Origin of the sequence: Corallococcus sp. CA041A, assembly GCF_003612075.1 — a bacterium.
In the GTDB taxonomy this organism is placed as follows: domain Bacteria; phylum Myxococcota; class Myxococcia; order Myxococcales; family Myxococcaceae; genus Corallococcus; species Corallococcus exiguus.
The window spans coordinates 1-23576 of the sequence record NZ_RAWF01000160.1; the positions used below are offsets into that span (position 1 = coordinate 1).

Annotated in this window: 23 protein-coding genes; 13 read left to right on the forward strand and 10 right to left on the reverse strand. The window is 71.9% G+C overall.

Features of this window, described 5'->3' with window-relative positions; all coding sequences use genetic code 11:
* The first annotated feature begins 166 nt into the window (after positions 1-166).
* The 3 genes from D7V77_RS26005 to D7V77_RS26015 are packed head-to-tail and all read left to right on the forward strand — an operon-like array spanning position 167 to position 2238.
* Positions 167-829 (forward strand): hypothetical protein, encoded by a 663-nt coding sequence (locus D7V77_RS26005; protein ID WP_120578996.1) that lies wholly within the window; start codon positions 167-169, stop codon positions 827-829.
* A gap of 12 nt (positions 830-841) precedes the next feature.
* Positions 842-1237: a hypothetical protein gene (locus D7V77_RS26010; RefSeq protein ID WP_120578997.1), complete on the forward strand. Its 396-nt coding sequence runs from the start codon at positions 842-844 to the stop codon at positions 1235-1237.
* Between the two features lie 2 nt (positions 1238-1239).
* Positions 1240-2238 (forward strand): hypothetical protein, encoded by a 999-nt coding sequence (locus D7V77_RS26015; protein WP_120578998.1) that lies wholly within the window; start codon positions 1240-1242, stop codon positions 2236-2238.
* Here the strand turns inward: D7V77_RS26015 and D7V77_RS26020 are convergent.
* Positions 2235-2621 (reverse strand): serine/threonine protein kinase, encoded by a 387-nt coding sequence (locus D7V77_RS26020; RefSeq protein ID WP_120578999.1) that lies wholly within the window; start codon positions 2619-2621, stop codon positions 2235-2237. The genes D7V77_RS26015 and D7V77_RS26020 overlap by 4 nt on opposite strands.
* Before the next feature lie 234 nt (positions 2622-2855).
* On the opposite strand from D7V77_RS26020, the gene D7V77_RS26025 reads away from it, so the two are divergent.
* Positions 2856-4412, forward strand: a complete 1557-nt coding sequence (locus D7V77_RS26025) for an ATP-binding protein (protein ID WP_367303446.1) — start codon at positions 2856-2858, stop codon at positions 4410-4412.
* A gap of 102 nt (positions 4413-4514) precedes the next feature.
* Positions 4515-5123 (forward strand): hypothetical protein, encoded by a 609-nt coding sequence (locus tag D7V77_RS26030; RefSeq protein ID WP_233597233.1) that lies wholly within the window; start codon positions 4515-4517, stop codon positions 5121-5123.
* Between the two features lie 6 nt (positions 5124-5129).
* On the opposite strand, the gene D7V77_RS26035 is transcribed toward D7V77_RS26030, so the two are convergent.
* Together D7V77_RS26035 and D7V77_RS26040 are read right to left on the reverse strand one after the other, a co-directional pair.
* Positions 5130-5495 (reverse strand): response regulator, encoded by a 366-nt coding sequence (locus D7V77_RS26035; RefSeq protein WP_120579001.1) that lies wholly within the window; start codon positions 5493-5495, stop codon positions 5130-5132.
* A 78-nt stretch (positions 5496-5573) separates the two neighbouring features.
* Complete coding sequence (locus D7V77_RS26040) at positions 5574-5855, reverse strand: helix-turn-helix domain-containing protein (protein WP_233597234.1); 282 nt, start codon at positions 5853-5855, stop codon at positions 5574-5576.
* Positions 5856-6338: 483 nt separating this feature from the next.
* On the opposite strand from D7V77_RS26040, the gene D7V77_RS26045 reads away from it, so the two are divergent.
* The 3 genes from D7V77_RS26045 (at position 6339) to D7V77_RS26055 (ending at position 11030) form a co-directional block, all read left to right on the forward strand.
* Entirely contained in the window at positions 6339-7766 is a 1428-nt protein-coding gene (locus D7V77_RS26045) for a GDSL-type esterase/lipase family protein (RefSeq protein ID WP_233597235.1), read from the forward strand.
* Complete coding sequence (locus D7V77_RS26050) at positions 7763-10072, forward strand: serine hydrolase domain-containing protein (RefSeq protein ID WP_120579004.1); 2310 nt, start codon at positions 7763-7765, stop codon at positions 10070-10072. The genes D7V77_RS26045 and D7V77_RS26050 overlap by 4 nt, the downstream gene beginning before the upstream one ends.
* Before the next feature lie 214 nt (positions 10073-10286).
* The gene (locus D7V77_RS26055) at positions 10287-11030 is read left to right on the forward strand and encodes a YIP1 family protein (RefSeq protein WP_233597236.1); all 744 of its coding nucleotides are present in this window, start codon (positions 10287-10289) and stop codon (positions 11028-11030) included.
* Between the two features lie 16 nt (positions 11031-11046).
* On the opposite strand, the gene D7V77_RS26060 is transcribed toward D7V77_RS26055, so the two are convergent.
* The 3 genes from D7V77_RS26060 to D7V77_RS26070 all read right to left on the reverse strand — a co-directional run bounded on the left by D7V77_RS26060 (position 11047) and on the right by D7V77_RS26070 (position 13969).
* The gene (locus tag D7V77_RS26060; protein ID WP_126935289.1) at positions 11047-12117 is read right to left on the reverse strand and encodes a hypothetical protein; all 1071 of its coding nucleotides are present in this window, start codon (positions 12115-12117) and stop codon (positions 11047-11049) included.
* Positions 12118-12365: 248 nt separating this feature from the next.
* On the reverse strand, positions 12366-13022 hold the full coding sequence (locus D7V77_RS26065) for a metallophosphoesterase (RefSeq protein WP_120579007.1): 657 nt from the start codon (positions 13020-13022) through the stop codon (positions 12366-12368).
* Positions 13023-13108: 86 nt separating this feature from the next.
* A complete protein-coding gene (locus tag D7V77_RS26070) occupies positions 13109-13969 on the reverse strand; it encodes a sigma-70 family RNA polymerase sigma factor (protein WP_120579008.1) in 861 nt (286 codons plus the stop codon).
* A 319-nt stretch (positions 13970-14288) separates the two neighbouring features.
* On the opposite strand from D7V77_RS26070, the gene alr reads away from it, so the two are divergent.
* Positions 14289-15506 carry an alanine racemase gene (gene alr, locus D7V77_RS26075; protein WP_169821113.1) on the forward strand — a complete coding sequence of 406 codons (1218 nt, stop codon included), beginning with the start codon at positions 14289-14291 and terminating at the stop codon, positions 15504-15506.
* A 7-nt stretch (positions 15507-15513) separates the two neighbouring features.
* Here alr and D7V77_RS26080 read toward each other — a convergent pair whose 3' ends face one another.
* Complete coding sequence (locus tag D7V77_RS26080) at positions 15514-16563, reverse strand: lysophospholipid acyltransferase family protein (RefSeq protein WP_120579018.1); 1050 nt, start codon at positions 16561-16563, stop codon at positions 15514-15516.
* A 176-nt stretch (positions 16564-16739) separates the two neighbouring features.
* On the opposite strand from D7V77_RS26080, the gene D7V77_RS26085 reads away from it, so the two are divergent.
* A complete protein-coding gene (locus D7V77_RS26085; protein ID WP_368666201.1) occupies positions 16740-19397 on the forward strand; it encodes a M1 family metallopeptidase in 2658 nt (885 codons plus the stop codon).
* A 78-nt stretch (positions 19398-19475) separates the two neighbouring features.
* Here the strand turns inward: D7V77_RS26085 and D7V77_RS26090 are convergent, their stop codons facing one another.
* Together D7V77_RS26090 and D7V77_RS26095 are read right to left on the reverse strand one after the other, a co-directional pair.
* On the reverse strand, positions 19476-20228 hold the full coding sequence (locus D7V77_RS26090; RefSeq protein WP_120579011.1) for an enoyl-CoA hydratase: 753 nt from the start codon (positions 20226-20228) through the stop codon (positions 19476-19478).
* An 11-nt stretch (positions 20229-20239) separates the two neighbouring features.
* On the reverse strand, positions 20240-21160 hold the full coding sequence (locus tag D7V77_RS26095; RefSeq protein WP_120579012.1) for a ribose-phosphate pyrophosphokinase: 921 nt from the start codon (positions 21158-21160) through the stop codon (positions 20240-20242).
* A gap of 123 nt (positions 21161-21283) precedes the next feature.
* Here D7V77_RS26095 and D7V77_RS26100 point away from each other — a divergent pair, with 123 nt between their 5' ends.
* The 3 genes from D7V77_RS26100 (at position 21284) to orn (ending at position 23136) form a co-directional block, all read left to right on the forward strand.
* Positions 21284-21970, forward strand: coding sequence for a phosphoribosyltransferase (locus tag D7V77_RS26100; protein WP_120579013.1), 687 nt, complete (start codon positions 21284-21286; stop codon positions 21968-21970).
* Positions 21971-22021: 51 nt separating this feature from the next.
* The gene (locus D7V77_RS26105) at positions 22022-22477 is read left to right on the forward strand and encodes an archease (protein WP_120579014.1); all 456 of its coding nucleotides are present in this window, start codon (positions 22022-22024) and stop codon (positions 22475-22477) included.
* 107 nt (positions 22478-22584) lie between these two features.
* Entirely contained in the window at positions 22585-23136 is a 552-nt protein-coding gene (gene orn, locus D7V77_RS26110) for an oligoribonuclease (protein ID WP_120579015.1), read from the forward strand.
* Between the two features lie 9 nt (positions 23137-23145).
* Here the strand turns inward: orn and D7V77_RS26115 are convergent, their stop codons facing one another.
* Positions 23146-23514 (reverse strand): response regulator, encoded by a 369-nt coding sequence (locus tag D7V77_RS26115; protein WP_120579016.1) that lies wholly within the window; start codon positions 23512-23514, stop codon positions 23146-23148.
* Between the last annotated feature and the right edge of the window lie 62 nt (positions 23515-23576).

Here is a 23576-nt window from a genome sequence, read left to right on the forward strand (position 1 = left end):
GGCGGGACTGGGTGGTGCGGAGGACGAAGCCCACCTCTCCCAGCGAGCTCATCGTCCTCCCGCCGAATGACGCCTCGCGCGTCGTGACGATGATGCTCTTGAGCCTCTACCAGGTGCTCAACCACTCCAGCTCCCAGGGTCAGCCCGGGAAGATGAGGTCCACGCCGTGAAGCTTCGTGTCCTGTTTCTCGTGGGTCTGGGAGTGCTCGGAGCCTCGGCGTGCCAGCAGGGCGGTGCCCCCGCCTCCAGCGCTCAGCCCACCCAGGCGATCCCCGCCAACGCCGCCGCTGCCGAGCCGCATGAGGCGGGCGCCAAGCTCAAGTTCAAGGATGGCGACGACCGCGAGCGCTTCTCGCTCAAGTCCAAGGACGACGGCGCGAAGCTCGTCGACGGCGCGGACAAGGAGGTCGCCCGCTACAAGTGGAAGGGCGGCGAGCTCAAGGTGTCCGGTCCGGACGACGCGGTGCTGGCCTACGTCACGGGCGGCCCGGACGCGTTCCAGGTGAAGGACGCCGCGCGCTCGGCGGTGCGCTACACGCTGACGCGCGAGGGCTCCGGGTGGGTGCTCACGGATGACCAGGGCATGCTGCTCTACAGCGTGACCGCCGACGGCGGCGGCGCGTCCGTGAAGGGCGCTTCCGGCGCGGAGGCGATCCACGTGAAGGTGCGCGACGGCAAGCTGTCCCTGCGCGACCCGTCCGGCAAGACGGTGCTCGCCACCAAGCAGCCGGTGTCACCGGAGGCCGCCGCGTGCCTGGGCTTCGACTCGCTGGACCTGCCCCTGCGCATGGCCCTGCTCTTCCGCATCCAGAACCCCGCGTCGCCCTGAGCCTTCCAAGCCATGTCCCCTTCCTTCGCTTCCGCAGAGCAGTGCCTGGAGACCTCCGGCTTCCTCTTCTCCCACCCGTGTGAGCGGGGGGCGACCACGCAGTGCATGCGCTGTCAGAAGCCCATCTGCCTGATGCACATGCGCACCCTCGACGGCGGGGAGGCGGTCTGCGTGGCCTGCGCGCGCGCCGCCGACAACGGCGACGAGAACCGCGACCCGTCGGACACCTCCCGCGACGACGACCCCAGCTACTACTACGAGGACTACGGCTACTACGGCCGCGACGCGTGGCGCGGCTCCGGCTCGTCGTCCTCGGGCAGCGACCCCAACGACTTCACCGAGGCCGACGGCGAGAGCGTCCGGCGCGAGGACGACGCCTCCTTCGAGGAGGACATGGGCGGGAGCTGAGCATGGCCGCGCGACATCAGCACTGGCGCCTCTACGCGCTCGGCGGAGGTCTGGGGCACCTGACGCGCGCCGCGGCCCTGGCCCGTGTGGCCGTGGCCCGCGGGCACCAGGTGGACATCCTCACCAACAGCCCGTTCGCCCCCGGCCTGCCCCTGGAGTCGTGGCTGGGCCCCGGCGCCACCGTGCACCGCGTGGACTCGCGGCTGGACAAGGCCGCCACCGTGGCGGCGGTGGGCGCGTGGCTCGCGGAGTCCACGCCGGACGTGCTGGTGGTGGATACGTTTCCCCGGGGACTCGCAGGAGAGCTGGTGGCGCTGCTGCCCACGGTGCGCGCGCCGCGCGTGCTGGTGCACCGCGACCTGAACCCCGTCTACGTGGAGGGCTTCGACGTGGCCCACGCCGTGGACGCGTTCGACCTGCTCGTCGTGCCCGGTGAGGACGCGCCCTTCGCGCACCACCCGCGCGCGGTGCGGACGGCGCCGTGGCTGCTGTTGGACGCGGACGCGCTGCTGTCTCGCGAGGAGGCCCGGCGGCGGCTGGGCCTGGATGGCGGGGACTCGCGGCCCGTGGTCGCGGTGATGGGCTGTGGCCGCCCGGAGGAGGTGGCGGAGGCCGGGGAGACCGTGAGCCGGCTGCGTACGTTGCTGGCCGGACAGGCGGCGGTGATGTGGCTTGTCCCCACGGACCACGCGTCCGGGCTGACGGTCTGGCCGGCGCTCGCGGTGATGCGGGGCGTGGACGTGCTGGTGGGGGCGGGCGGCTACAACACCGTGCAGGAGGCCCGGGCCACCGGGACTCCGCTGGTGGCCTGGGCCTGGCCCCGGCTCTATGACCGGCAGGCCCTGCGACTGACGGAGGCGGAGCGGGTGGGGGACGTGGTGGAGCTGGAGGCGAAGGTCGCGTCCCTGCTCCTGCGACCGGGGTGGTACGACGCACGCCCCTCGGACTGGCTCAACGGCGTCCACGCGGCGGTGGAGGCCATCGAGCGCGTCGCGCGCTAGTGCTTGAAGCCCTGGTGGCCGGCGGCCGGCTCGATGCCGTGGGCCATGACGAAGTGGTACATCACCTGAGGGTCTTCCTTGGGGCCGCCCATCAGCTCCACCAGGAAGTGGCCCGCCTGCGGATCCGCGTCCGGATCCGGGGAGACGGAGACCTCGGAGACCTCGCGGCCCACCATCACCATCTCGCCCACCAGGGACTTGCCCTTGATGAGCTGGAGGACGTGCTGGCGCTCCTCTTCCATCAGCATCCAGTGGAAGTCGTCATGGTCGAACAGCGTCATGTCGGGGGAGCCACACCGCAGGATGCAGTTGGTGTGCTCCTGGAGCCAGCGCCAGAAGGCATCGAAGTTCAGGGTGCGGGCCGGTGGGGCGAGCAGATCCATCGGGTGACCTCATCGAGAAGAGCGGGCGCCCGAACGCCGGGTGCGCATCGGGCCGCGTGTCCGTGCTGACTAACATGGCCGGGCCTCGGGAGGCCGGCTCCTTTTGCGGGCCACGTCAGGGGGTCCGGGGGCGGCCTGCCAGCATCCCGTGCGCGAATCCACGATATCGGACGCTTGTTGCTTTCCTTGGGAAGAGGTCGGCGACCACCTGGGTTGGCGCGGCCCGGAGGGAGGATGCGCGACCATGACGAAGCGGGACTCCGGCGGGCGGTTCGCGAGGAGGCGGCGATGAGCCTGCGCGCGTTTTTTTCCACCGTGGTGGGTGGGTTGGTCCTGCTCACCGTGGTGTCCGCCACCCTGCTCGTGGTGCTGACGACCGCGCTGGAGCGCATGGCTTCCACGCTGAGTGAATCCGTGGAAGGCGTCCGGCAGGCCGAGGAGCTGGAGGTGGACCTGCTCGTCCACTCGCGCCTGCTGACGTCGCCGGGTTCTCCCATGGTGGCGGACCCGTCGCGCGGGCGCTCGCCACCCCAGCTGGAGGCCGACCTGCGCCGCCAGCTGCTGGAGATGCACGCCATCGCGTCCACCCAGGAGGAGCGCCAGACGGTGGCGGAGGTGCAGCAGCAGGTCTTCGCCTACCTGTCCGCGCAGCATGCGCCGCTCGGTCCGGGGATGACCCAGGCCCAGCACGACACGTCGGCGATGTCCTCGCTGGACGCGGCGCTGCGCTCGCTGGAGCGCCTCATCGAGATCAACGTGGACCAGGCGCAGACGGCCCGGCAGAGCGCGGCGCACTGGAGCGAGACGGCCGACGTGCTGGGGCTGCTGCTGGGCCTGCTGCTCCTGGCGACGCTGGGCCTGGTGGTCTTCTGGCTGAGGCGCTTCGCGCTGCGCCCGGTGACGGAGCTGCGCAGCGCGATGGCCGGCTTCGGCCGGGGCGGGCGGCACCTGCGCGCGCCCGAGGAGGGCCCGTTGGAGATCCGCGACATGGCCCGCACCTTCAACGAGATGGCGGACAGCCTGACCCACCAGCAGGAGCAGCAGCTGGCGTTCCTGGCGGGCGTGGCGCACGACCTGCGCAACCCCCTGTCCGCGCTGAAGCTGTCCACGGCGCTGACGAACCGCGGAGAGGTCACCCCGGAGCGGATGCAGCGCACGCTGTCGCTGGTGCGAAGGCAGGTGGCGCGCCTGGACCGGATGGTGGGGGACCTGCTGGACGCGACCCGCATCGAGGCCGGCAAGCTGGAGCTCCAGCCAGAGGTGCGCGACACGCGCGAGCTGGCGCGCTCCGTGGTGGAGCTGTACCAGTCCAGCGAGTCCGGACACACGCTGGAGCTGGTGGTGCCGGACGCCGCGGTGCTGGTGCGCGCGGACCCCTCCCGGTTGGAGCAGGTGCTGAACAACCTGGTGAGCAACGCGCTCAAGTACTCCCCTTCCGGCAGCCGCGTGGAGGTGGCCGTGCGCGGGGATGGCGACCACGTGGTGCTGGCCGTGGCGGACCAGGGCATCGGCATGTCGCCGGAGGAGCTCCAGGGCCTCTTCATCCCGTTCCAGCGCGCGGGCAACGCGAAGCAGCGCGCACCAGGAGTGGGACTGGGACTGTCGGTGTCGCGGCGGATCATCGAGGCGCACGGCGGCCGCATCGAGGTGGAGAGCCAGCCCGGCCAGGGCTCCGTGTTCCGCGTCCACCTGGCCCGGGTGTCCGCCGGCCCGCCGAGGCTGCCCGCACCCTCCGATGAGGAGGAGCCCGCCAAGGAGGATTCTGGCGAGGACTCCGGCGCGGTGCACTGAAGGCCGGGGAAACCGTTGCCTGAAGCGGGCCCGGTTGAAGCGGAGGGATGCACTCCGGCGGGGCAGGGCGTACCTTGCGGCCCCATGTCAGGAGCCGTCTGGATGATGAAGCATTCCTACCGGGCCGTGCCGCTGGCCGCCCTGCTGGTGCTGGGAGGGTGCGCGGGGCGCACGCAGACCGAGCCCCCCGTGTCCCCCGCCGAGCCCGTGAGGGAGGCGCCGTCCTCCGTCGTCCAGTCGCAGGAGGGTGGCTTCAGCGTGACGTTCCCCGGCCCCGTCACCGAGGAGCGGCGCGTGCAGCCCACGGACGTGGGCGAGGTGACGCTGCACACGTTCATCGCCGCGCGCACGCAGGAGGACACCGCCTACTACGTCTCCTATACGGACTTCCCGCTCGCGGCGGTGGCGCAGGTGAGCCCGCGCGACGTGGTGGACCGGGCCAGCCAGGGCGCGCTGGAGGCGCTGGGTGCGACGGCCATCACCGCGAAGACGCTGGAGATGGAGGGCGGCTTCCCGGGCCAGGAGGTGGGGGGACTGTCCGGTCCGCGCCGCCTGCGGGGCCGCTTCTTCATGGTGGGCCCGCGCCTGTACCAGCAGCTCCTGCTGCACCCGGAGGGACGCGCGCCCCAGGACGCGGACCGCTTCTTCGATTCGTTCCGTCTGGACCCGGCCGTGGTGGGCAAGCTGGGGCAGCGGACGACCGGCGGCTGAAGGCCTTCAGTGCAGCGGGTGCACGAAGCGGCGCACCCCGGCGAGCAGGGCTTCGCGGTCGAAGGGCTTGGAGAGCACCTCGCGGATGGCGGGGTGGCGCTCCTCGCTGGAGCTGATGGCCATGACGGGGAGGTCCGCGAAGCGGGGCTCCCGGTGCAGCGCGTCCAGGAGCCGCCAGCTGTCCTTGCGCGGCGTCCACATGTCCACCAGCACCAGCGCGGGGCACGGGTGCGCTTCCAGCCACGCGAGGGCCTCGTCACCGTTCTCCGCGGCGGCGACGGTGTGCCCTTCGGCGAGGAGGATCTCCACGAGCGCGTCGCGCAGGTCTCTGTCGTCCTCGACGAGGAGGAGGGTGGGGGGCGCGCGGCTCATGGGGCCCGACGCATAGGGCAAACACGCCTGCGGTGACAGGGAACATCTGCCGGGTGCGACTGGTAGCGGGGCCGCGCTTCAGTGCTCGTCGAACATGGCCTGGAGCACGCGCCAGGCGAGCTTCAGCTCGGAGCCGGAGCGGCACGCGAGGAAGTCGCAGATCTCCGCCACGCCGTCGGTGCGCTCCATGTCGAAGGAGTGGAAGAGCGTCTTGAGGGACACGTCCAGCCCCACGGACAATTTGCCCAGCGTGTCGAGCGACGGAGAGAACGCACCGCGCTCGATGCGGCGGATGGCATCCACCGACAGGTCACTGCGTTCGGCGAGCGATTCCTGCGTGAGCGAGCGGCTGTTGCGCATGCGGCGCACATGCTCGCCAAATCGCCGGTGGAGCTTCGTCCACGTTGTGAGCCGGTTCTTCGCCATATTCGCGGCGGATAATTTGGGGACGCGCCGCACCATGTGAAGGGACCATGTTCGCGTCCGGACCTTGCATTCGTGCTGGGGTGCGGGAAACCGGTTCTTCCCCGGGGAAGCCTGGACCGGACGTGCGGTCCAGGACGGATGCGATGTCCGGGATGCCACGCCGGGGCGGCTCGCGAGGCGGCCGAGCGTGGGGTCCAGAACATGCGTGGCCCAGGGCTTTCGTCTACGCTCGCGGGCCACATGACGGTTCTCGATGTTTCGCGCGGGCTCCGGCGGGCGGGGTTGCTCGCTGTCCTGGCGGGGGCTCTGCTCCCCGGGTGCGAGTCCCGCACACCTCCTCACCGTTTCCCCCTGACGACGAATCCCGCGACGGACTCCGTGCCGCCGCCGGAGGTGAATGCCACGAGGCCCGCATCCGTGGAGGGGCAACCTGCCGCGAGCCCCGAGTCCGCGGCGACGGGCGCGGGGTCTTCGCAGGTCGTGCCTGCTTCCGCGAACCTGCCCGCGCAGGCGCCAGGCAAGGCGCGGCCGACGGCGCGCTCCTCGTTTCGCGCGCTGCCGCCCACCACCGAGCGCGCCGGACGCCTGCATGCGCTGGCCACGCGGCTTCAGGCTCCAGGCGGCACGTTGGAGGACCCCTGTCTGGAGAAGGATGACGCAGGCTGCGCTCGGTCCGCGCTGACGCCGTTCTTCACCGCGCTGGATGGGCTCGTGCAGACGCCGGGGACGACGCCCACCGTCATCGCCGCGTTCGGCAATTCGCTCATCGCGGGGGACCGCATCGTGGACGTGGTCCGCGAGGAGTTCGCGGCGGGCTTCGGCGGCGCGGGCCGGGGTGTGCTGCTGGTGGACCGCATGGCTCCCTACGGCGGACGAGGGCGCACGGCCGCCGTGAGCAACGGCTGGGAGCCGCGCACGCTGGGCGAGCTGAAGGCGCCGCCGCACCCGTTTGGCATCACCGGCGTGTACCACCTGGCCACCGAGAACCGCGCCCGGGGCCGCTTCAAGCTGGAGGGCGAGCCGCGCGGGACGCTGTGGTGGATGGATGTGAAGGGCGCGGGCCGCCTCGTCGTCTCCGTGGACGGCACGGTGCTGACGCGCACGGAGCCCCAGGAGGACGGGGCCAGCCGCACCACGTCCTTCGACCTGCCCGCGGGCGCGAAGTGGCTGGACGTCACCGCGGAAGGCAAGGGCGCCATCGTGCAGGGTGTGGTGCTCCAGAAGGACGCGTCCGGCATCGTGCTGGACATGTTGGGCGTGCCGTCCGCGGATGCGACGCTGTATGGCCGGCTGGAGGAGGACGCGCTGAAGGCGCAGCTTTCGCAGCGCGACCCGAAGCTGCTGCTCTTCTTCCTGGGCGGCAATGAGTCCAAGCGCCTGGAGTGGAAGCGCACGGACCTGCCCACCGTGCGCCAGGACCTGACCGCGCTGCTGCGCCGCACCCGCGCCGCCGCGCCGGGCAGCGCGTGCCTGGTGGTGGGCCCCATGGACGCGGTGCAGGACGCGCACGCGAAGGGCAAGCCGCTGACGCAGCGGCCGTTCCTGGAGGCCGCCATCCAGGTCGAGCGCGAGGTGGCGCTCGCCGAGGGCTGCGGCTTCTTCGACCTCTACACGGCGATGGGCGGCGCGGGTTCGCTCGCGCGGTTCAACCAGGCGGGGTTCATGCACGAGGACCTGGTGCATCCGCGCGGTCATGGGCTGGACCTGCTGGGGCAGCTGGTCTCGGATGCGCTGCTCGCGGGCTGGGTGAACGAGGGCGCGGTGCCGGCGCCGGCGCTCACGACCTCGCGTGAAGAGGCATCGGACACCGGTGCGAGCGGCCAGACCGCGGAGGCGGTGCCATGAAGCGGCTCTTCGTCGCGCTGTGTTTGTTGGTGGAGGCAGGGCCCGCGTTCGCGCAGGCGTCCGCCGAGAAGCCCGCGTCCGTGGCGCAGGTGCCCGCGCCCGTGCCGTCCGGGGCTGGTGGGAAGCCCGCGTCCCCGCCGGAGTCCAGCGCGAAGGTCGCGCCGGAGCCGGACGCGAAGGACTCCGGGTTCTCACCGGAGGTGCAGCGCGCGCTGGACGCGCTGGTGCGCGCGGACCTGAAGCAGGGTCCCACCGCGGGCCTGTCCGTGGGCGTGATGCGGGGCGGCCAGCGGTGGATGAACGGCTACGGCTACCGCGACATGGCGAAGAAGCTGCCGGCCACGGTGCGCACCACGTACCGCATGGCGTCCATCACCAAGTCCTTCACGGCGGTGGCCGTGATGCAGCTGGCGCAGGCGGGCAAGCTGGACCTGGACGCGGACATCCACACGCTGGTGCCCGAGTACCCGGTGAAGCAGTGGCCGGTGACGGTGCGGCAGCTGCTGGGCCACCTGGGCGGGGTGCCCACCTACGACAGCCCGCGCGCCGGCAACAACACGAAGCCGGTGACGACGAAGGAGGCCATCGGGTTGTTCGCGGACCGGCCGCTCGTGTCGGAGCCGGGCACGCGCTACCTGTACACGACGTGGGGCTTCAACCTGCTGGGCGCGGCGGTGGAGACGGCCTCCGGCCAGCCCTACCGCGAGTACCTGCGCGACCACGTCTTCGGCCCCGCGAACATGAGCCACGCGGACGTGGATGACCTCAGCACGCGCGACGCGCAGCAGGCGGTGGGCTACCGCGTCTCGGGCGCCACGCTGAAGCCATCGCGCTTCCTGGACGTCACCAGCCGCTTCGGTGGCGGAGGCACGCGCGCGACGGTGGAGGACCTGCTGGGCTTCGCTCGCGCGGTGCTGGACCACAAGCTGGTGACGCGCGAGACGATGGGCCGCATGCAGGCGACGATGGTGACGCGCGACGGGCACATCACCGACTACGGCATGGGCTTCGCGACCTATCCGCTGCGGGGCCACTACATCGTGGCGCACGCGGGCGGGCAGCCGGAGACGACGACGCTGCTGGTGCTTCTGCCGGCGGAGGACACGGCCATCGCGCTCGCCACGAACGTGGAGGACGAGGCGAAGCGGCTGCGCAGGCTGTCCATCCGGTTGATGGAGACGGTGCTGGACGAGGGCGCGCCGGGCCGGGGCGGCCACTTCACGGACCCCGTGGACGCGGTGGTCTACGAGGGCATGGGGCGGCTGGCGAGCTACGGGCTCGCGTACCACGACTGGGCCACGCGCGGGCCGGGCACGCTGCCACCGGAGCCGGACCTGGCGGCGGCGTTCGCGAAGGTGTCCTCGCTCTTCGAACGGGGCGCGATTGCCCGGGACGGCCGGGGCGCGATGGAGCGGATCCGCGGCGCGCACGAGCCGCGCGCCGAGTCGCTCTTCATCCGAGTGGGCGCGCACATGGCGGCCACGGTGGAGCGGGCGATGGGCGCGGAGCGGCTGCGCTCGTATCGGACCCAGGGGGCGGCGGGCTTCTTCGCGGACTACCTGGCGGCGTGCGAGACGCAGAAGTGTCCGGAGACGGAGCGCTTCAGTTCGTCCGTGCGGAGCGACGTGGCGCGCTTCGTCGCGGGGTGGAAGCGCGCGGAGGTGCCAGCGTTGAAGCGCTCGCGCCTGGAGGCGATGAAGGATCCGGAGCGGCTGTGGCCGTCGCTGAAGGAGGCGGCGGTGCGCGCCCCCGCGGTGCGGCCCGACTACACGGATGAGCTGCTGACGCTGGCGGACCGCGCGAAGCGGAAGCCGGTGGACCGGATGCGCTGGTTGGAGCGCGCGACGGAGCTGCAACCGGAGTCGATGGACGCGCACCTGGCGGAGGCGGTGGGGTTGCTGGAGGCGGACCGGGAGCAGGAGGCGATTCCCCACGTGCGTGAGGCGTTCGAGACGCCGGAGGGGTCGCTGGTGCTGTCGCCCTCGGGCTTCCTGAAGCGGCTGCTGGACACGCGGTCGCCGAAGGTGGCGAGGGGTCTGTTGCGAGCGGCGGTGACGCTGCATCCGGACTCGCCGGAGCTGTGGGAGGCGCTGGCGAAGCGCGAGCGGGGTCTGGGCGACGCGGGCGCGGCGAAGGCGGCGCTGGCCCAGGCGAAGCGAGCCCGGCAGGTCCGGGCCGCGCAGGAGGCCCGAGCTCCGAAGTCGCAGGGCGTCGTGGCTCCGGCGGGGAGCGCGCCATCGCAGGACAAGACTGGGAGCACGTCCCCCACGGTGCCGGTGGATCCGGAGTCCTCGCCGGAGCCGTAGCGCCCGTGGACCGGGGGCTCGCTCCGTTGTCCGCGTGCGTGACGGGCCCCGGGCCGTGCGAGGATGCGCGGCGATGACGCCTTCCTGTCCCTCCTGTCAGGCCCCCTTCACCCCCGGCGCTGAAACGTGCGCGCGGTGCGGGGCCTCGCTACTTGTGGCCCCGGCTCCCGGCGGCGCCGACCCTGTCTGCGCAGTGCACCCCGAGTGGCTCGGCGTGGCCACCTGCCCACGCTGTGGCGCGTTCGCCTGTGCCCGCTGCCTGCGCCAGGGACCGGAGGGCACCGTCTGCGCCACCTGCCTCGAACGTGAACCCCTGGGCCAGCTGCCCTGGGACCAGCGCGCGGAGCTGGGGACGCTCAAGGCGTTCTGGCGGACGTGCTTCGGCATGTTGATGCGGCCCACGGAGACCCTTCGGGGCGTCAACCCCGACGCGCCCGTGAGCAGCTCCATGACCTTCGTGATGCTGTCGGCGATCGCCGGCTTCCTGTCGACGGGCATCGTCTACACCGCGCTCATCGGCATCATCCTGGGGTTCATCCCCGAGACGGAGAAGAGCGGCGCGGATCCGAAGGACTTGAAGCTGTGGATGACGGTGGTCATGGCGGCCTGGACCGTGCTCATGCCCGTGTTCAGCACCGGCATGACCCTGGCGAACGCGGGCCTGGACCACCTCATCCTCCGCATGGGCGGCGTGGAGCGCGGCTTCTCCGTGACCCTGCGCGCGCACGCCATCTCCCAGGCGCCGTACATCGTCGGCGTGATTCCCTTCGTCGCCGTGTACGCCGCGCCCTTCTGGGCCATGGGCCTGCGCGCCTTCACCTACCGCACGCTGCACCGCACCAGCTGGGGCACGGCGCTCGCGGGCGCGCTCCTGGTGCCAGTGCTCTCCTGCTGCCTCTGCGGCGGCGTCTACGGCGCCATCATGTTCGCGGCATTGAAGAGCACGGGCCAGTTCTGAGGCGCGGCTCGCGCGACTACCGCTGCCCGGTCGCCGCCGTGGCTCCGTGCGGAACCAGCGAGCTCGGCTCCGGCCAGAAGCGCGCGCTCCGGATGCCGTCGAAGGACGCCGCCAGGCGCCGCGAGCCCAGGTCGTAGACCCGCGCCTGCGTCTCGCCCGCGAGCATCAGCAGGTCCCCGCGCGCCATCGCCCGCACGGGGCTCCGGGCGGGCAGGGCGAGTCCCTCGGGTTCGCCCAGGTGGCCGTCCTCCGCTTCCCAGCGCACCGGCATCATCAGCGCGGTCTGCTCGCCCGCGGTCTGCCACGCGAACAGGGGACCGCCGCGCGACTCCACGCGAGCCCAGCCGCCGAACACGTCGTGCCCCCGGTCCGGCACCACCGCGTCGAGCCGGACCGCGTCCTGACTGCCCTCGTCCAATCCCTGCGCCACCAGCGCGTCCAGGTCCCCGGCCACCGTGGAGGACACCAGCATCTCCGTGGTGGCGAGCGCGAACACCGCGTCCGCGTCACCTCGTGTGGCCACCGTCTCGATGCGCTTCCACGCCCCCGCATCCAGCCGGTACGCGTGCGCGAGCCCCGCGCCCTCGTCCAGCTCCGGGATGGGGATGCGACGGCCCTCGAAGAGGAAGACGTCGTCACGCCGCACCAGCTCGCCTGTGTGCGCGGTCAACGCCACCAGCCGCCCCACCGAATCGAACCCCACCGCGCCCGTCAGCCCCTCCTCTGGCAGCAGCTGCGCCGAGCCCTGCCCGGACGTCAGGTCCACCGTCCACACGCGCCCGGGCCCTCGCGCGCTGCCGGCCGGGTCGCGCACCGCCGCGTGCTTGCCGTCCGGGCTCCACGCGAGCTGCAACCCGTCACACGCCGCGTCCACCGTGACGAGCGCCCTGCGTCTGCCGTCTGACTCCAGCCGCAGCCAGGTACAGCCCGACGGCGCCGCGTCCTGAAGCACCGACAGTGAGAACGGCGCCACCTTCACCGGCGCGGCCATCGGCACGGAGACAGGCACGGCCGGGGAGGCCTCCGGGGGCTTCTGGCAGGCGCTGACGAGGAGCAGGGCGCTGACGAGGCTCGAGGTGCGGACCATGTTGAACTCCACCCGGAAAAAGATGACCTCAAAGGAATATGGCAGAGCCCCGGGTGCGAGCGGAAGACACTCGTGGCCCACATGGTGGGGACCGGACGGAGTTCCTCCATCCCGGATCAAGCGCCTCACCCTGCTACGACTTCGCGTGGCGGTGGCGTTGGAGCGCTGGAAGACGAGCCGGGGCGCACTTGGAGCCGAAGATGTTCGAGCTCGTGTCGTCGATGGTGAAGGACGCTCGACCCTGAAGCCTACAGCGTCATGTACGCGCGGGCCGCGGGCACGGAGTAGAACTTCCCCTCTGGCAACACGTACGCGGTGAGCTTGCCGCCGTAGACGCAGCCGGAGTCCAGGCCCACCGCGAAGGGGTGCTTCTGCAGGCCGCGCATGGCGTCGTGGCCGAAGATGACCAGCTCCGGGCCCTGCCACAGGCTGCCCCACGGCTCGCCCGCCTCCAGCCGCTTCGACGGCGTCCCGTCCGCCGCGATGCTGCGCAGGTTGAAGAGGAACTCTTCCTTCTGCTCCTCGAGCGGCACCCCCGGCACCAGCCCCGCGTGCACCGCCAGCGCGTTCAAATCCGGGAAGCGCAAGTAGGAGGGCAGCCGCTCCATCCAGGCCCAGTCCGCGGCGCTCAGCGTGTCCAGCACCTGCCGGTGCTCCGGCTTGAGCTTCTTGCCCTTGGACGCGTAGCCGCCGTGCCAGCGCAGCACGTGCGCGTCGTGATTGCCCTTCACCGCGTGGAAGCCGTGCTCGCGCGCCCGCCGCACCACGCCCGCGGAGTCCGGCCCCTTCGCCACCAGGTCGCCCACCAGCACCACCCGGTCGCCGGGCTGCCAGTCACACGCCTTCAGGAGCGCGTCCAGCTCACTGGAACAGCCGTGCACATCTCCGATGAAGAGCGTTCGCATCCTCCCCTCTCTTTAACGCACTGGCCGAGAATGCCCTGCCGGGATTCTCGGGCGCCTCGCCGGGGGACGGGGCCTCGCGCGCCGCGTTACTCGGAGGGCGTGCGCAACAGCCGGCTCAGGCTCACGTCCAGCTGGCTGGAGATGAGCCGCAGCACGCTGTCCAACTGGGAGCGCGTCAGCCGCAGCCGCTCCGTCAGCCGCTGCCGCGTCCCGTCCAGCAGCTCCTCCTGCGCGCCCACCACCCACCGCGCCGCCGTGGAGCGGTGCACGCCGTACAACGCTCCCAGTTGGTCGATGCCCAGCCCGTCCAGGTACTTCAGCCGCAGGAAGTTGCGCTGCCGCGCGGACAGGGCCGCCAGCGCCGCCTGGAACGACGCGCTGAACTCCGCGCGGTACGTCTGCTTGAGGTACGCCAGCTCCGGATCGTCCCCCGGCGCCACCAGCATGGACAGGTCGCCGTCCTCCGACTGCGCCTGCCCCGAGCGCTGCCGCTGCCAGTCCAGCGCCAGCCACAGCGCCGCCGCGCGCACCCAGCCCGCCAGTGGCCCCGTGCCTGGGTACGCCGCCAGCCGCGCCGGAGCCTCCGCGCTGCCCACCAGCATCCGCTGCCGCAGCGCCTGACGGACTTCATCCAGCCCGGCCGGGGGCAGCCTCAGCCGCGCCACCGCCGCGTCCACCTCCGGCATCAGGCGCTCCTCGAACGTGGCCAGCGCCGAGGGCAGGCCATCCGCCGCCGCCCGGGCCAGGTACACGTCCGCCATGTGCAGCTTGCCCCAGGCGTCCTCGTGGCCGTCCGCGGGCACCAGCCGCGCCAGGTGCGCCGCGAAGCGCGAACCCTCCAGGGGGATGTCCGGCCAGGACTGCCGGGCTGTGTCCAGGGCCTGGGCCAGCCGCTCCTGGAGGACAGAGAGGGCCCCTGCCGGCTCCGTCTTTCCCCGGGCGGTCATGAAAGCCTGGGCTAAGGGCAATTCAGGTGCGGCCACGGCGGAGGACACTACCACCGGCCCCTGTCGCGCCGCCGTGTCACCCGACATGTCGCGCAGAGGCTCCCACCTGTCAGGTGTCCCCCGGGACACGCTCCCGCGCCGCGCGTGTCCACCCGAACACGCCCCCCTGGCCGTGCGGGGCGCCCCCTCTCCACTCTCGTCCGCCCGAGTGGCATCCAGCCGGCGTCCCACCCTCCGTGGCCCTCCGGCCACGGCCGCCCATGGCCTGCGCTTTGCTGGTAGAGCCATCCGGGACGTGGGCTGGTGCGGAGGTGTGAACGTGGAAGAAGTCGGTGTGGGGCTCGGAGTCGGGCCTGGTGACGCGGTGTACTCCTCGTGGCTGGAGGTGAGCGCGTCCCACCTCAGGCACAACGTGGCGGCGTTCCGCGCGCTGGAGTCCACCGGCCCCACACCCCGAGCGCTGGGCGCGGTGCTCAAGGGCAACGCCTACGGCCACGGCCTGGCCCAGGTGCTGCCGCTGGTGCACGAGGGCGTGGACGTCCTCTACTTCATCGCGCCGCAGGACGCGCTCACGGTGCGCACCCACGAGTCCGCGCACGGCCTGCCCGCGCGGCAGGTGGTGGTGCTGGGCGCCGTGGCTCCGGAGGAGGCCGTCGTGCTGGCGCGCGAGGGCATCGACGCGGTGGTGGCGGACCGCTCCTGGGCGGACGCGGTGCCGGCCCTGCGCGCGGCGAAGCTGCCGCGCCCCCTGCGCGTGCACGTGCACATCGACACGGGCCTGGGCCGCGAGGGCTTCACGTTGGATCAGCTGCCTCGCGAGACGCAGTTCCTCGCGGACGCGCCGGACGTATTCGAGCCGGTGGGCGTGCTCAGCCACTTCGCCAACACGGAGGACGTGACGGAGCAGGCGTACGCGCTGGCGCAGCTGGACGCGTTCGAGACCGCGCTGGGGCACCTGACCGCGCAGCTGAAGCCCGCGAAGCCGTTGCAGCGGCACATCGCCGCGAGCGCCGCGGCGCTGGTGCTGCCCCGGGCGCGCTTCGAGGCGGCGCGCGTGGGCATCTCGCTGTACGGCCTGTGGCCCTCGCCGGAGACGCGGCTGTCCGCGAGGCTGGTGCTGGGCGAGCTGCCGGTGCTCAAGCCGGTGCTGTCGTGGCGGTGCAAGAGCCAGGTGGTGAAGTGGCTGCCGGCGGGCGCGTACGTGGGCTACGGCTGCACGTACCGCTGCCCGGAGCCCACGCGTATCGCTGTATTGCCGGTGGGCTACTACGACGGCTATCCGCGCCTCGCGTCCGGCAAGGCGCATGTGCTGGTGAACGGGCGGCGGTGCGCGGTGCTGGGCCGCGTGATGATGAACCACCTGATGGTGGACGTGACGCGCGCCACGACCGATGAGCGCCCGGTGACGGCCACGCTCCTGGGCCGCGATGGAGAAGAGTCCGTGTCCGCCGAGTCCCTGTCCGGCTGGGCGCAGACCATTCACTACGAGCTGGTGACACGCCTGGGCGCGCACCTGCGCCGCGTCGTCGTGGAGTAGCGCGGCGCTACTTCCGCGGCGGGCCCTCGGTGAGGCCGGGCGACGGCGCCGTCACGAGCGCCGGGGGCTGCACCTTCCAGCGGCGGTGCAGCCACAGCCACTGCTCCGGGTGCCGGCGGATGGCGCGCTCCATCGCCGCGGTGACTCGCGCGGTGTGCTCGGTGATGGGGTCCGCGCACTCACCAGGTTGCGGCGGGAGGATGGGGCCCTCCACCTCCAGCTTGTAGCGCGCGCCAGGACCCGGAGGCCGCACGCCCATCACCACGAACACCGGCACGCCCGTGCGTTCGGCGGCCACCGCCATCGCGGGCGTCGTGGACGCGAGCCGGCCGAAGAAGGGCACGAACACCGCGGACTTCGCGGGCAGCGCCTGGTCCAGCAGCATGTACGCGGACTCGCCGCGGTTCACCGCTTCCGTAATCTCTTGAATCGCGCCCTTCGGATAGATGAGCCCCGCGCCCGCGCCCAGCCGGTTCACCGCGATGCGCGTGTTCAGCGCGCCCTTGAGCGGACGCACCAGCGCGTTGAGCGGGATGCCCCAGCGGATCAACATCTGGCCCACCAGCTCCCAGTTGCCGAAGTGCGCCGTCACCAGCAGCGCGCCCTTGCCCGTGGCCACGTGCGCCTTGAGCGCCGCCCACGCCTCCTCGCCCTCGATGCCCTGCTGGTCCCAGTCCGGCGTCATTCTGTCGCCGGAAGGCAGCGACTCCACCACCACGCGCGCCATGGTGAGGTACGCACCCCGCGCGATGTCGTGGCGCTCGGCTTCACTCTTCTCCGGCATGGCGTGCGCCAGGTTGTCCAGCGCCACCTTGCGGCGGATGCCCAGCGTGTAGGCCAGGTTCGCCACGAAGCGTGCGAGCGCATCCCGCGCTTTCGGTGACAACGCGGTGAGCAACGCCCAGACGCCTCGCGTCAGGAACGCCACGAGGGGGCCCGGCGGCGAGCCGATGATGCGGCGCAGGTGCTCCGGCGGCCTTTTCCCCTCGGGAGGGGTGTTCGTTTGCGATGGCAGCGGATGCGATGAAAGGGGAGCGGACACGGCGGCGCACTCCATCGCGAACACGACCTGACAGCAAGGCCACGCACCGCTTGCTCGTCGCTACCTTGCCAGGCTGCTCTGGTCCACACTGCGCGGCCATGCCCAACCTGCTCCGTCCGGTGGCCCTGGCCACCGCAACCTTCCTTGCGGCATGCGGTGCCCGACAGGGTAACGCTCCCGCTCCCGGTGCCGTGGAAACGCCCGCCATCCAGGCGGCCACGGCGCCCATGCCTCCCACGCTGCGGCTGCCTGAGGACGTGCGGCCCACGAAGTACGCCATCGTCTTGAAGATGGATCCGAAGGCGGAGTCCTTCGAAGGCACCGTCGACGTCATGCTGGAGGTGGCCAAGGCCACGAACGTCATCTGGATGCACGGCAAGGGCCTCATCGTGAAGGAGGCCACGCTGGAGCAGGGCGGCGTCACGCAGACGCTCAAGGCCTCCTCCTCCGGCGAGGACTTCCTCGGCCTGACGCTGGCGAAGCCGCTGGCCGTGGGCGGCGCGAAGCTGCACCTCACGTACACGGGCACCGCGTCCGAGCGTGAGACCTCCGGCGCCTTCCGCGTCAACGAGGGCGGCGACTGGTATATCTACACGCAGTTCGAGCCGCTGGGCGCGCGCCGCGCCTTCCCGTCCTTCGACGAGCCCGGCTTCAAGGTGCCGTGGCAGCTCACCTTCCACGTGCCGGAAGGCAACGTGGCCGTCACCAACACGCCGCAGCTCGCGGACGAGAAGGGCGCGGACGGCTGGCACATCTACCGCTTCGCCCCCACGCAGCCCCTGCCCAGCTACCTCATCGCCTTCGGCGTGGGCCCGTTCGACTTCCTGCCCGCGCGCGACGCGGGGCAGAAGCAGGTGAAGACGCGCATCATCACGCCGCGCGGCCGGGCGAGCGAAGGCGCGTGGGCCGCGAAGGTGACGCCGGAAATCCTGGAGCGCCTGGAGTCGTACTTCGGCATCCCCTACGCGTACGAGAAGCTGGACGTGCTCGCGGTGCCGCTGATGGGCGGCGCCATGGAGAACCCGGGCCTCGTGACGTTCAACTCGCGCCTCGCGCTGGCGAAGCCGGAGGAGGACGCCGTGTGGCGCCAGCGCGCGTTCGCGAACGTGCAGGTGCACGAGCTGGCGCACCAGTGGTTCGGCGACCTGGTCACCCTGGCGTGGTGGGACGACCTGTGGCTCAACGAGTCCTTCGCCTCGTGGATGACCCCGCGCATCGTGGAGACGTACCAGCCCACGTGGGATGCGCCGGTCGAGCGCGTGCAGTCCCGCAACGACGCGCTGGACGCGGACAGCCTCGTCGCCGCGCGCTTCATCCGCCAGCCCATCCAGAACGCGGGTGACATCCAGAACGCCTTCGACGGCATCACCTACGGCAAGGGCAGCGCGGTGCTGGCCATGGCGGAGACGTGGCTGGGCCGCGACGTCTTCCAGAAGGGCATCCAGCGTTACATCCGCGCGCACGCGGGGAAGAACGCCACCGCGAAGGACTTCCTGGACGCGCTGTCCGCCGAGTCCGGCAAGGACGTGTCCCAGGTGATGAACAGCTTCCTGGACCAGACGGGCGCGCCCTTCATCACCGCGACCCTGCTGTGCGACGGCGGCAAGCCGCGCGTGGCCCTCACCCAGCAGCGCTACATGCGCCTGGGCTCCAAGGCCCCGGAGGCGCAGTCGTGGAAGGTGCCGGTGTGCGTGAAGTACCCGGGCGCGGGCAAGGACGCCACCGCGTGCACGCTGATGACGGAGGAGAAGGCGGAGATCGCCCTGACGGAGGCGAAGGCGTGCCCGGCGTGGGTGTTCCCCAACGCGGACGGCTCGGGCTACTACCGCATGCGCCTGGCGGGTGATGCGCACGCGAAGCTGATGAAGTCCGGCCTGTCGAAGCTGTCGCGCGCGGAGCGGGTGGTGCTGCTGAGTGACTCGCTGGCGCTGGCGAAGGCGGGGCTCATGCCCGCGGCGGACGCGCTGCCGCTGCTCACCGGCGTGGCGGAGGACCCGGACCGGCAGGTGCTGGAGGCGGGCCTGGAGCTGATGGACCTGGTGTCGTCGCGGCTGCTCCCGGAGGCGCAGAACGCGGACCGCGCCCGCTACGTCCGCGACACCTTCGGACCGCGCGCGCGCAAGCTGGGCTTCAAGCCGCGCGCCGGTGAGAGCGAGGACCTGCGCCTCTTGCGTCCGCGCCTGCTGGAGCTCGCCGGCAACGAGGGCGACGACCCGAAGCTCATCGCCGAAGCGCGCACGCTGACGGAGCAGTGGCTCAAGGACCGCAAGGCGGTGGCGCCGGACGTCGTGGGCGCGGTGCTCGCCATCGCGGTGGAGCACGGGGACGCGGCCCTGCACACGAAGCTGATGGAGGCCCTGCGCGGTGAGACGAGCCGCTACCAGCGCCAGCAGTTGCTGGGCGGCCTGAGCCACGTCACCGACCCGAAGCTGGTGAAGGCGAACCTGGAGCTGCTGCTCGACCCGAAGCAGGACATGCGTGAGAACCTGTGGCTCCTGATGGGCGCGTCCCGCGACCCCCGCACCCGCGACACCGCGGTGGAGTTCCTGAAGACGAACTTCGACACGCTGGTGGGCACCGACGACAAGCCGGGCCTGCTGCCGGAGGGCATGGGCTCGCGGCTGCCGTACATGGGCGCCGGCTACTGCGACGCGGGCAAGCGCCAGGAGGTGGCCGCCCTCTTCGAGCCGCGCGTGGACAAGGTGCCCGGCTCCGAGCGCGTGCTGCGGCAGGTGCTGGAAATCGTGGACCAGTGCATCGCGCTGAAGGAGGCCCAGGGCGCGAGCATCGGGGCGTTCCTGACCGGCAAGCCGGCCAAGACGCCGCAGGCGCCGCCCGCGCCGCGGTAGTCAGTCCCTGAAACGACACCGGGTCCGCGTGACATGCACGCGGACCCGGGAGTGCCGCACGCGTCGCGGCGGGAAGGCCTACTTCCGGCCGCGCGACATGAAGGACATGAAGGCTTCCTTGGCTTCGTCGGAGGCGAGGCGCTGGACGAACTCGGCGCCCTCGCGCTTGAGGGCGGCGTCCACCTGGTCGCGCAGCGGGCCGCGGATGAGCGCCTTGGTCACCTTCAGGGCCTGGGCGGGACGCTGGGCCAGGGCGCGGGCGCGCTCGGTGGCGACCTCCTTCAGCTGCGCCTCCGGGACGGCCTTGTTGATGATGCCGGCGCGCAGCGCGGTGGCCGCGTCGAACGGGTCGCCGAACAGCAGCAGCTCCGACGCCAGCGCGAAGCCCGCCATGCGCGGGAGCAGCAGGCTGCTGGCGCCTTCCGCGCACAGGCCCAGGTTGACGAAGGGCATGTTGAAGCGCGTCTTCTCCCCGGCCACCACGTAGTCGCAGTGCAGGAGCATGGTGGTGCCAATGCCCACCGCCGCGCCCTCCACCGCCGCCAGCACGGGCTTGGAGAGGCCGGCCAGGGCGCGCAGGTACTGGAACACCGCGCTGTCCTCGCCCGTGGGCGGGTGCTCCAGGAAGTCGCCAATGTCATTGCCCGCGGTGAACGCGCCGCCCGCGCCGGACAGGAGGACCACCCGGACGTCGTCGCGGCGGTCCGCCTCCAGGAGGGCGGCGGTGGCGGCCTCGTACATGGCGTGGGTGAAGGCGTTCTTCTTCTCCGGCCGGTTGAAGGTGACGGAGAAGACCCCGGCGTCGAGCTGCGTCAGAAGCGTGTCGGACATGGCCGGGCAGACTAACGCGCGTCGGGCCGCAGTGCGCGCAAGAGCAGCGGGGCCAGCGTCACCACCTGGTGGGGGAAGGGCAGGTCCTGCCGGTGCTCCACACTGTCCGTGCTGACCAGCCGCTTCACCGGCACGCCGTGCAGGCGCTCCAGCGCGGGGCCCACCAGCAGGGCGTGCGTGGTGGCGAGGATGAAGTCGTCCACGCAGCCCTCGCCCTTCAGCTCCTTCGCCGCCGCCGCCAGCGTGCCGCCGGTGGACACCATGTCGTCCACCAGGATGGGGCGCATGCCGCGCACCTGGCCCAAGAGGCCCAGCGTCTCCACGTCGTTGCCGCTCAGCCGCGCCTTGTGCACCACCGCCCACGGACGGCCGAGCAGCTTCGCCAGCGCCTCCGCCCGCTTCACCGCGCCCAGGTCCGGCGCCACCACCACGGTCGTGTCGGTGACGTGGGGGCGCAGCGCGTCCGCCAGCAGCGGCAGCGCGGACAGGTGCTCCAGCGGGGCGCCGAAGCAGCCCTCCAGCGCCGGGTTGTGCAGGTCCACGGTGAACACGCGCGTGAAGCGGCCATGGGACACCATGTCCGCCACCAGACGGCCGCCCAGGGGCTCGCCCGGCCGGGCCCGCCGGTCCTGGCGCGCGTAGCCCACGTAGGGAATCACCGCCTCCATCGAGGCCGCGCCCGCCCGCCAGCACGCGTCCGCGAGCAGCAGCAGCTCCATCAGGTTCTCGCCCACGGGTGGGGTGGAGGACTGGAGGATGACGACGCGGCGGCCGCGCACCTCCTCCGGGGGCACCTCGATGTGCAGTTCTCCATCCGGGAAGCGCTCCCGCTTCACCCCCACCGGCTCCGCGCCGAACGCCTGGGCGAGCGCACGGCCGAGGTGGGGACTGGCACTGCCGACGACGAGGGCGATGGGCGTCATGGGCCGCACCCTAGCGCGGGAGGTGCTCGCGGTGCCCTGGCCCCCCGGGCATGCCGCCAGGAGAGCCACTGAACGTGCCTCCGCCGACACACTCCGAAGGGAAGAGCACCTTCCGGGGGTGGAGGCAGACCGATGCGTTTCCGGGACAGGGCGGAGGCGGGGCAGAAGCTCGCGGGGGTGTTGGCGCCCTACCGCTCCGGGGACGTGTGCGTCCTGGGGCTGACGCGCGGCGGGCTGCGCGTGGCGTACGAGGTGGCCCGGGCACTGAGGGCTCCCCTGGACCTGTGGGTGGCGCGGCGGCTGCGCGTGCCGGGGGGCCGCCTCATGCTGGGCGCGGTGACGGAAGGCGGCGGGCTGTACCTGGACCCCCAGGCCGCAAGCCAGGCGAAGCTGCCCGGGGAGACGCTCCAGCGCTTCGTGCACGAGGAGGTGGACGACGTGGAGCATCAGGCCCGGCAGCTGCGAGGCGGCCTCACGCCGCGGATCCGCGGCTGCACGGCGCTGCTGGTGGATGACGGGATGGTGACGGGCGCCACCGTGACCGCGGCGCTCCTGGCGCTGAAGCAGCAGGGCGTGCGCCGGCGCATCGTGGCGGTGGGCGTGGCGACACCGCGCGCGCTGGAGCTCGTCCGGGGCCGCGCGGACGCGGTGCACGCGCTGACGCTGGACCCCGCGCTGCGCGAGGTCTCCGAGGCCTACGACACCTTCCCCGCGCTCACCCAGGACGAGCTGCGGCGCTGGCTCACGCGCGCCCGGGAGGCCAGCCCCGCCCGGCCGCAGGGCGTGGCTCCGGACGTGGCGGGCGGGTGGTGGTTCTGACGGGCTTTCGGGAACGCAAAGCGGATGACGACGAGGACATGAGGAGGGCGTATGGATGTGGAAACCGTGCATGCGGATGACAGCAGGCCCCGGACGCACTGGGAGCACTTCACGCGCGAGGAGCTGCTTGGGGTGCGGGGCGTGGGCCGCTCCATGGAGCAGGCCTTCGAGATGGCGGCGCTGGGACTCTGCGCGTTGGTGACGGACCCGCGCAGCGTGGAGGCGCACGAGGAGCTGGAGGTGGACTGCCAGTCCTCGGACCATGACCAGCTGCTCGCGGACTGGCTGCGGGCGGTGGTGGGCGCGATGGCCGGACGGCGCCTGCGCTTCCAGTGCTTCGTGGTGCGGCTGGACGGGCTGAACCTCTTCGGCCACGGCTTCGGCGAGCGCGCGGGACAGGCGCGCCATGGCACCCACGTGGCGCTGACGGGCGCGTCGCTCACCCAGGTGTCCGTGCGCCAAGGGCCGGAGGGCGTGTGGACCGCCGAGGCGCTGGTGGACTTCTAGGGAGGCAGGCGGGCGCGGCGGGACGATTCGTCCACGGAGGGGGTGCGCCGGGGCTCCGGGCTGCTATAGGGGGCGTCTTCCTCTTCGCGACCAGGACCCTTCCGGACATGGCTTCCCGTGACATCCGCTTTGTATGGCTCGACCTGGAGATGACCGGGCTGGACCCCAATACCTGCGGCATCATCGAGGTGGGCATCATCGTCACCGGCCCGGACCTGCGCCCCATGGGCGAGTTCGAGCGGGTCGTCTGGCAGCCGGAGGAGATGCTCCAGCGCATGGAGCCCGTCGTGCGCGAGATGCACACGAAGAACGGCCTGCTGGAGAAGGTGCGCGCGTCCACGTCGTCCCTGCGCGTGGTGGAGCGCGAGGTGACGTCCTTCATCGCGGACTACTGCGACCTGGGCGAGGGCATCCTCGCGGGCAACTCCATCCACACGGACCGGCGCTTCCTCATCGACCACATGCCCATGGTGGACCGCTACCTGCACTACCGCATGGTGGACGTGACGAGCCTCAAGGTGATTACGCGCGCCTGGTACCCGGCGCTGGTGGAGCCGCGCAAGCCGCCCAGCGGGCACACCGCGCTCGCGGACCTGCGCTCCAGCATCAGCGAGCTGCAGTACTACCGCGACGTCCTCTTCCGCGCGACGCCGGGCTAATCGCAGCCCTCAGGCGAGGGCCCCGTCCGCGGGCAGCTGCTTCGCGATGGTGCCCAGCAGGTCGTCCAGCTCGAAGGGCTTGGCGAGGAAGTGGGAGCTGGCGCGGCGCTCCTCGTCCGTGAGGCGGCCCGCGCTCATCACCACCACGGGCAGGTCGCACAGGTCCGGATGGGCGCGGATGCGGCGCAGCAGCTCTCCGCCGTCCATCACCGGCATCATCAAATCCAACAGCACCAGGTCCGGCTTGGAGGTCATGAGCCGCTGGAGACCCTCGTCGCCGTTGTAGGCGGTGACGATGTCGTAGCCTTCGAGGGACAGGATGTCCTCGAGCGCCTCCACGATGGCGAACTCGTCGTCCACGATGAGCAACCGCTTCATGCGCGGGCCCCCTCCACCGCACGCACTCGGCCCGGGACCCCTGTCGGCCGGGAGGCCGGGGG

Bases quoted from the DNA above. Each gene is read 5' to 3' on its own strand.
- D7V77_RS26010 (WP_120578997.1), top strand. From the start codon at position 842: ATGTCCCCTTCCTTCGCTTCCGCAGAGCAGTGCCTGGAGACCTCCGGC.
- D7V77_RS26015 (WP_120578998.1), top strand. From the start codon at position 1,240: ATGGCCGCGCGACATCAGCACTGGCGCCTCTACGCGCTCGGCGGAGGT.
- D7V77_RS26020 (WP_120578999.1), bottom strand. From the start codon at position 2,621: ATGGATCTGCTCGCCCCACCGGCCCGCACCCTGAACTTCGATGCCTTC.
- D7V77_RS26025 (WP_367303446.1), top strand. From the start codon at position 2,856: ATGCGCGACCATGACGAAGCGGGACTCCGGCGGGCGGTTCGCGAGGAG.
- D7V77_RS26030 (WP_233597233.1), top strand. From the start codon at position 4,515: ATGATGAAGCATTCCTACCGGGCCGTGCCGCTGGCCGCCCTGCTGGTG.
- D7V77_RS26035 (WP_120579001.1), bottom strand. From the start codon at position 5,495: ATGAGCCGCGCGCCCCCCACCCTCCTCCTCGTCGAGGACGACAGAGAC.
- D7V77_RS26040 (WP_233597234.1), bottom strand. From the start codon at position 5,855: ATGCGCAACAGCCGCTCGCTCACGCAGGAATCGCTCGCCGAACGCAGT.
- D7V77_RS26050 (WP_120579004.1), top strand. From the start codon at position 7,763: ATGAAGCGGCTCTTCGTCGCGCTGTGTTTGTTGGTGGAGGCAGGGCCC.
- D7V77_RS26060 (WP_126935289.1), bottom strand. From the start codon at position 12,117: ATGGTCCGCACCTCGAGCCTCGTCAGCGCCCTGCTCCTCGTCAGCGCC.
- D7V77_RS26065 (WP_120579007.1), bottom strand. From the start codon at position 13,022: ATGCGAACGCTCTTCATCGGAGATGTGCACGGCTGTTCCAGTGAGCTG.
- D7V77_RS26070 (WP_120579008.1), bottom strand. From the start codon at position 13,969: ATGACCGCCCGGGGAAAGACGGAGCCGGCAGGGGCCCTCTCTGTCCTC.
- D7V77_RS26080 (WP_120579018.1), bottom strand. From the start codon at position 16,563: ATGGAGTGCGCCGCCGTGTCCGCTCCCCTTTCATCGCATCCGCTGCCA.
- D7V77_RS26090 (WP_120579011.1), bottom strand. From the start codon at position 20,228: ATGTCCGACACGCTTCTGACGCAGCTCGACGCCGGGGTCTTCTCCGTC.
- D7V77_RS26100 (WP_120579013.1), top strand. From the start codon at position 21,284: ATGCGTTTCCGGGACAGGGCGGAGGCGGGGCAGAAGCTCGCGGGGGTG.
- D7V77_RS26105 (WP_120579014.1), top strand. From the start codon at position 22,022: ATGGATGTGGAAACCGTGCATGCGGATGACAGCAGGCCCCGGACGCAC.
- orn (WP_120579015.1), top strand. From the start codon at position 22,585: ATGGCTTCCCGTGACATCCGCTTTGTATGGCTCGACCTGGAGATGACC.
- D7V77_RS26115 (WP_120579016.1), bottom strand. From the start codon at position 23,514: ATGAAGCGGTTGCTCATCGTGGACGACGAGTTCGCCATCGTGGAGGCG.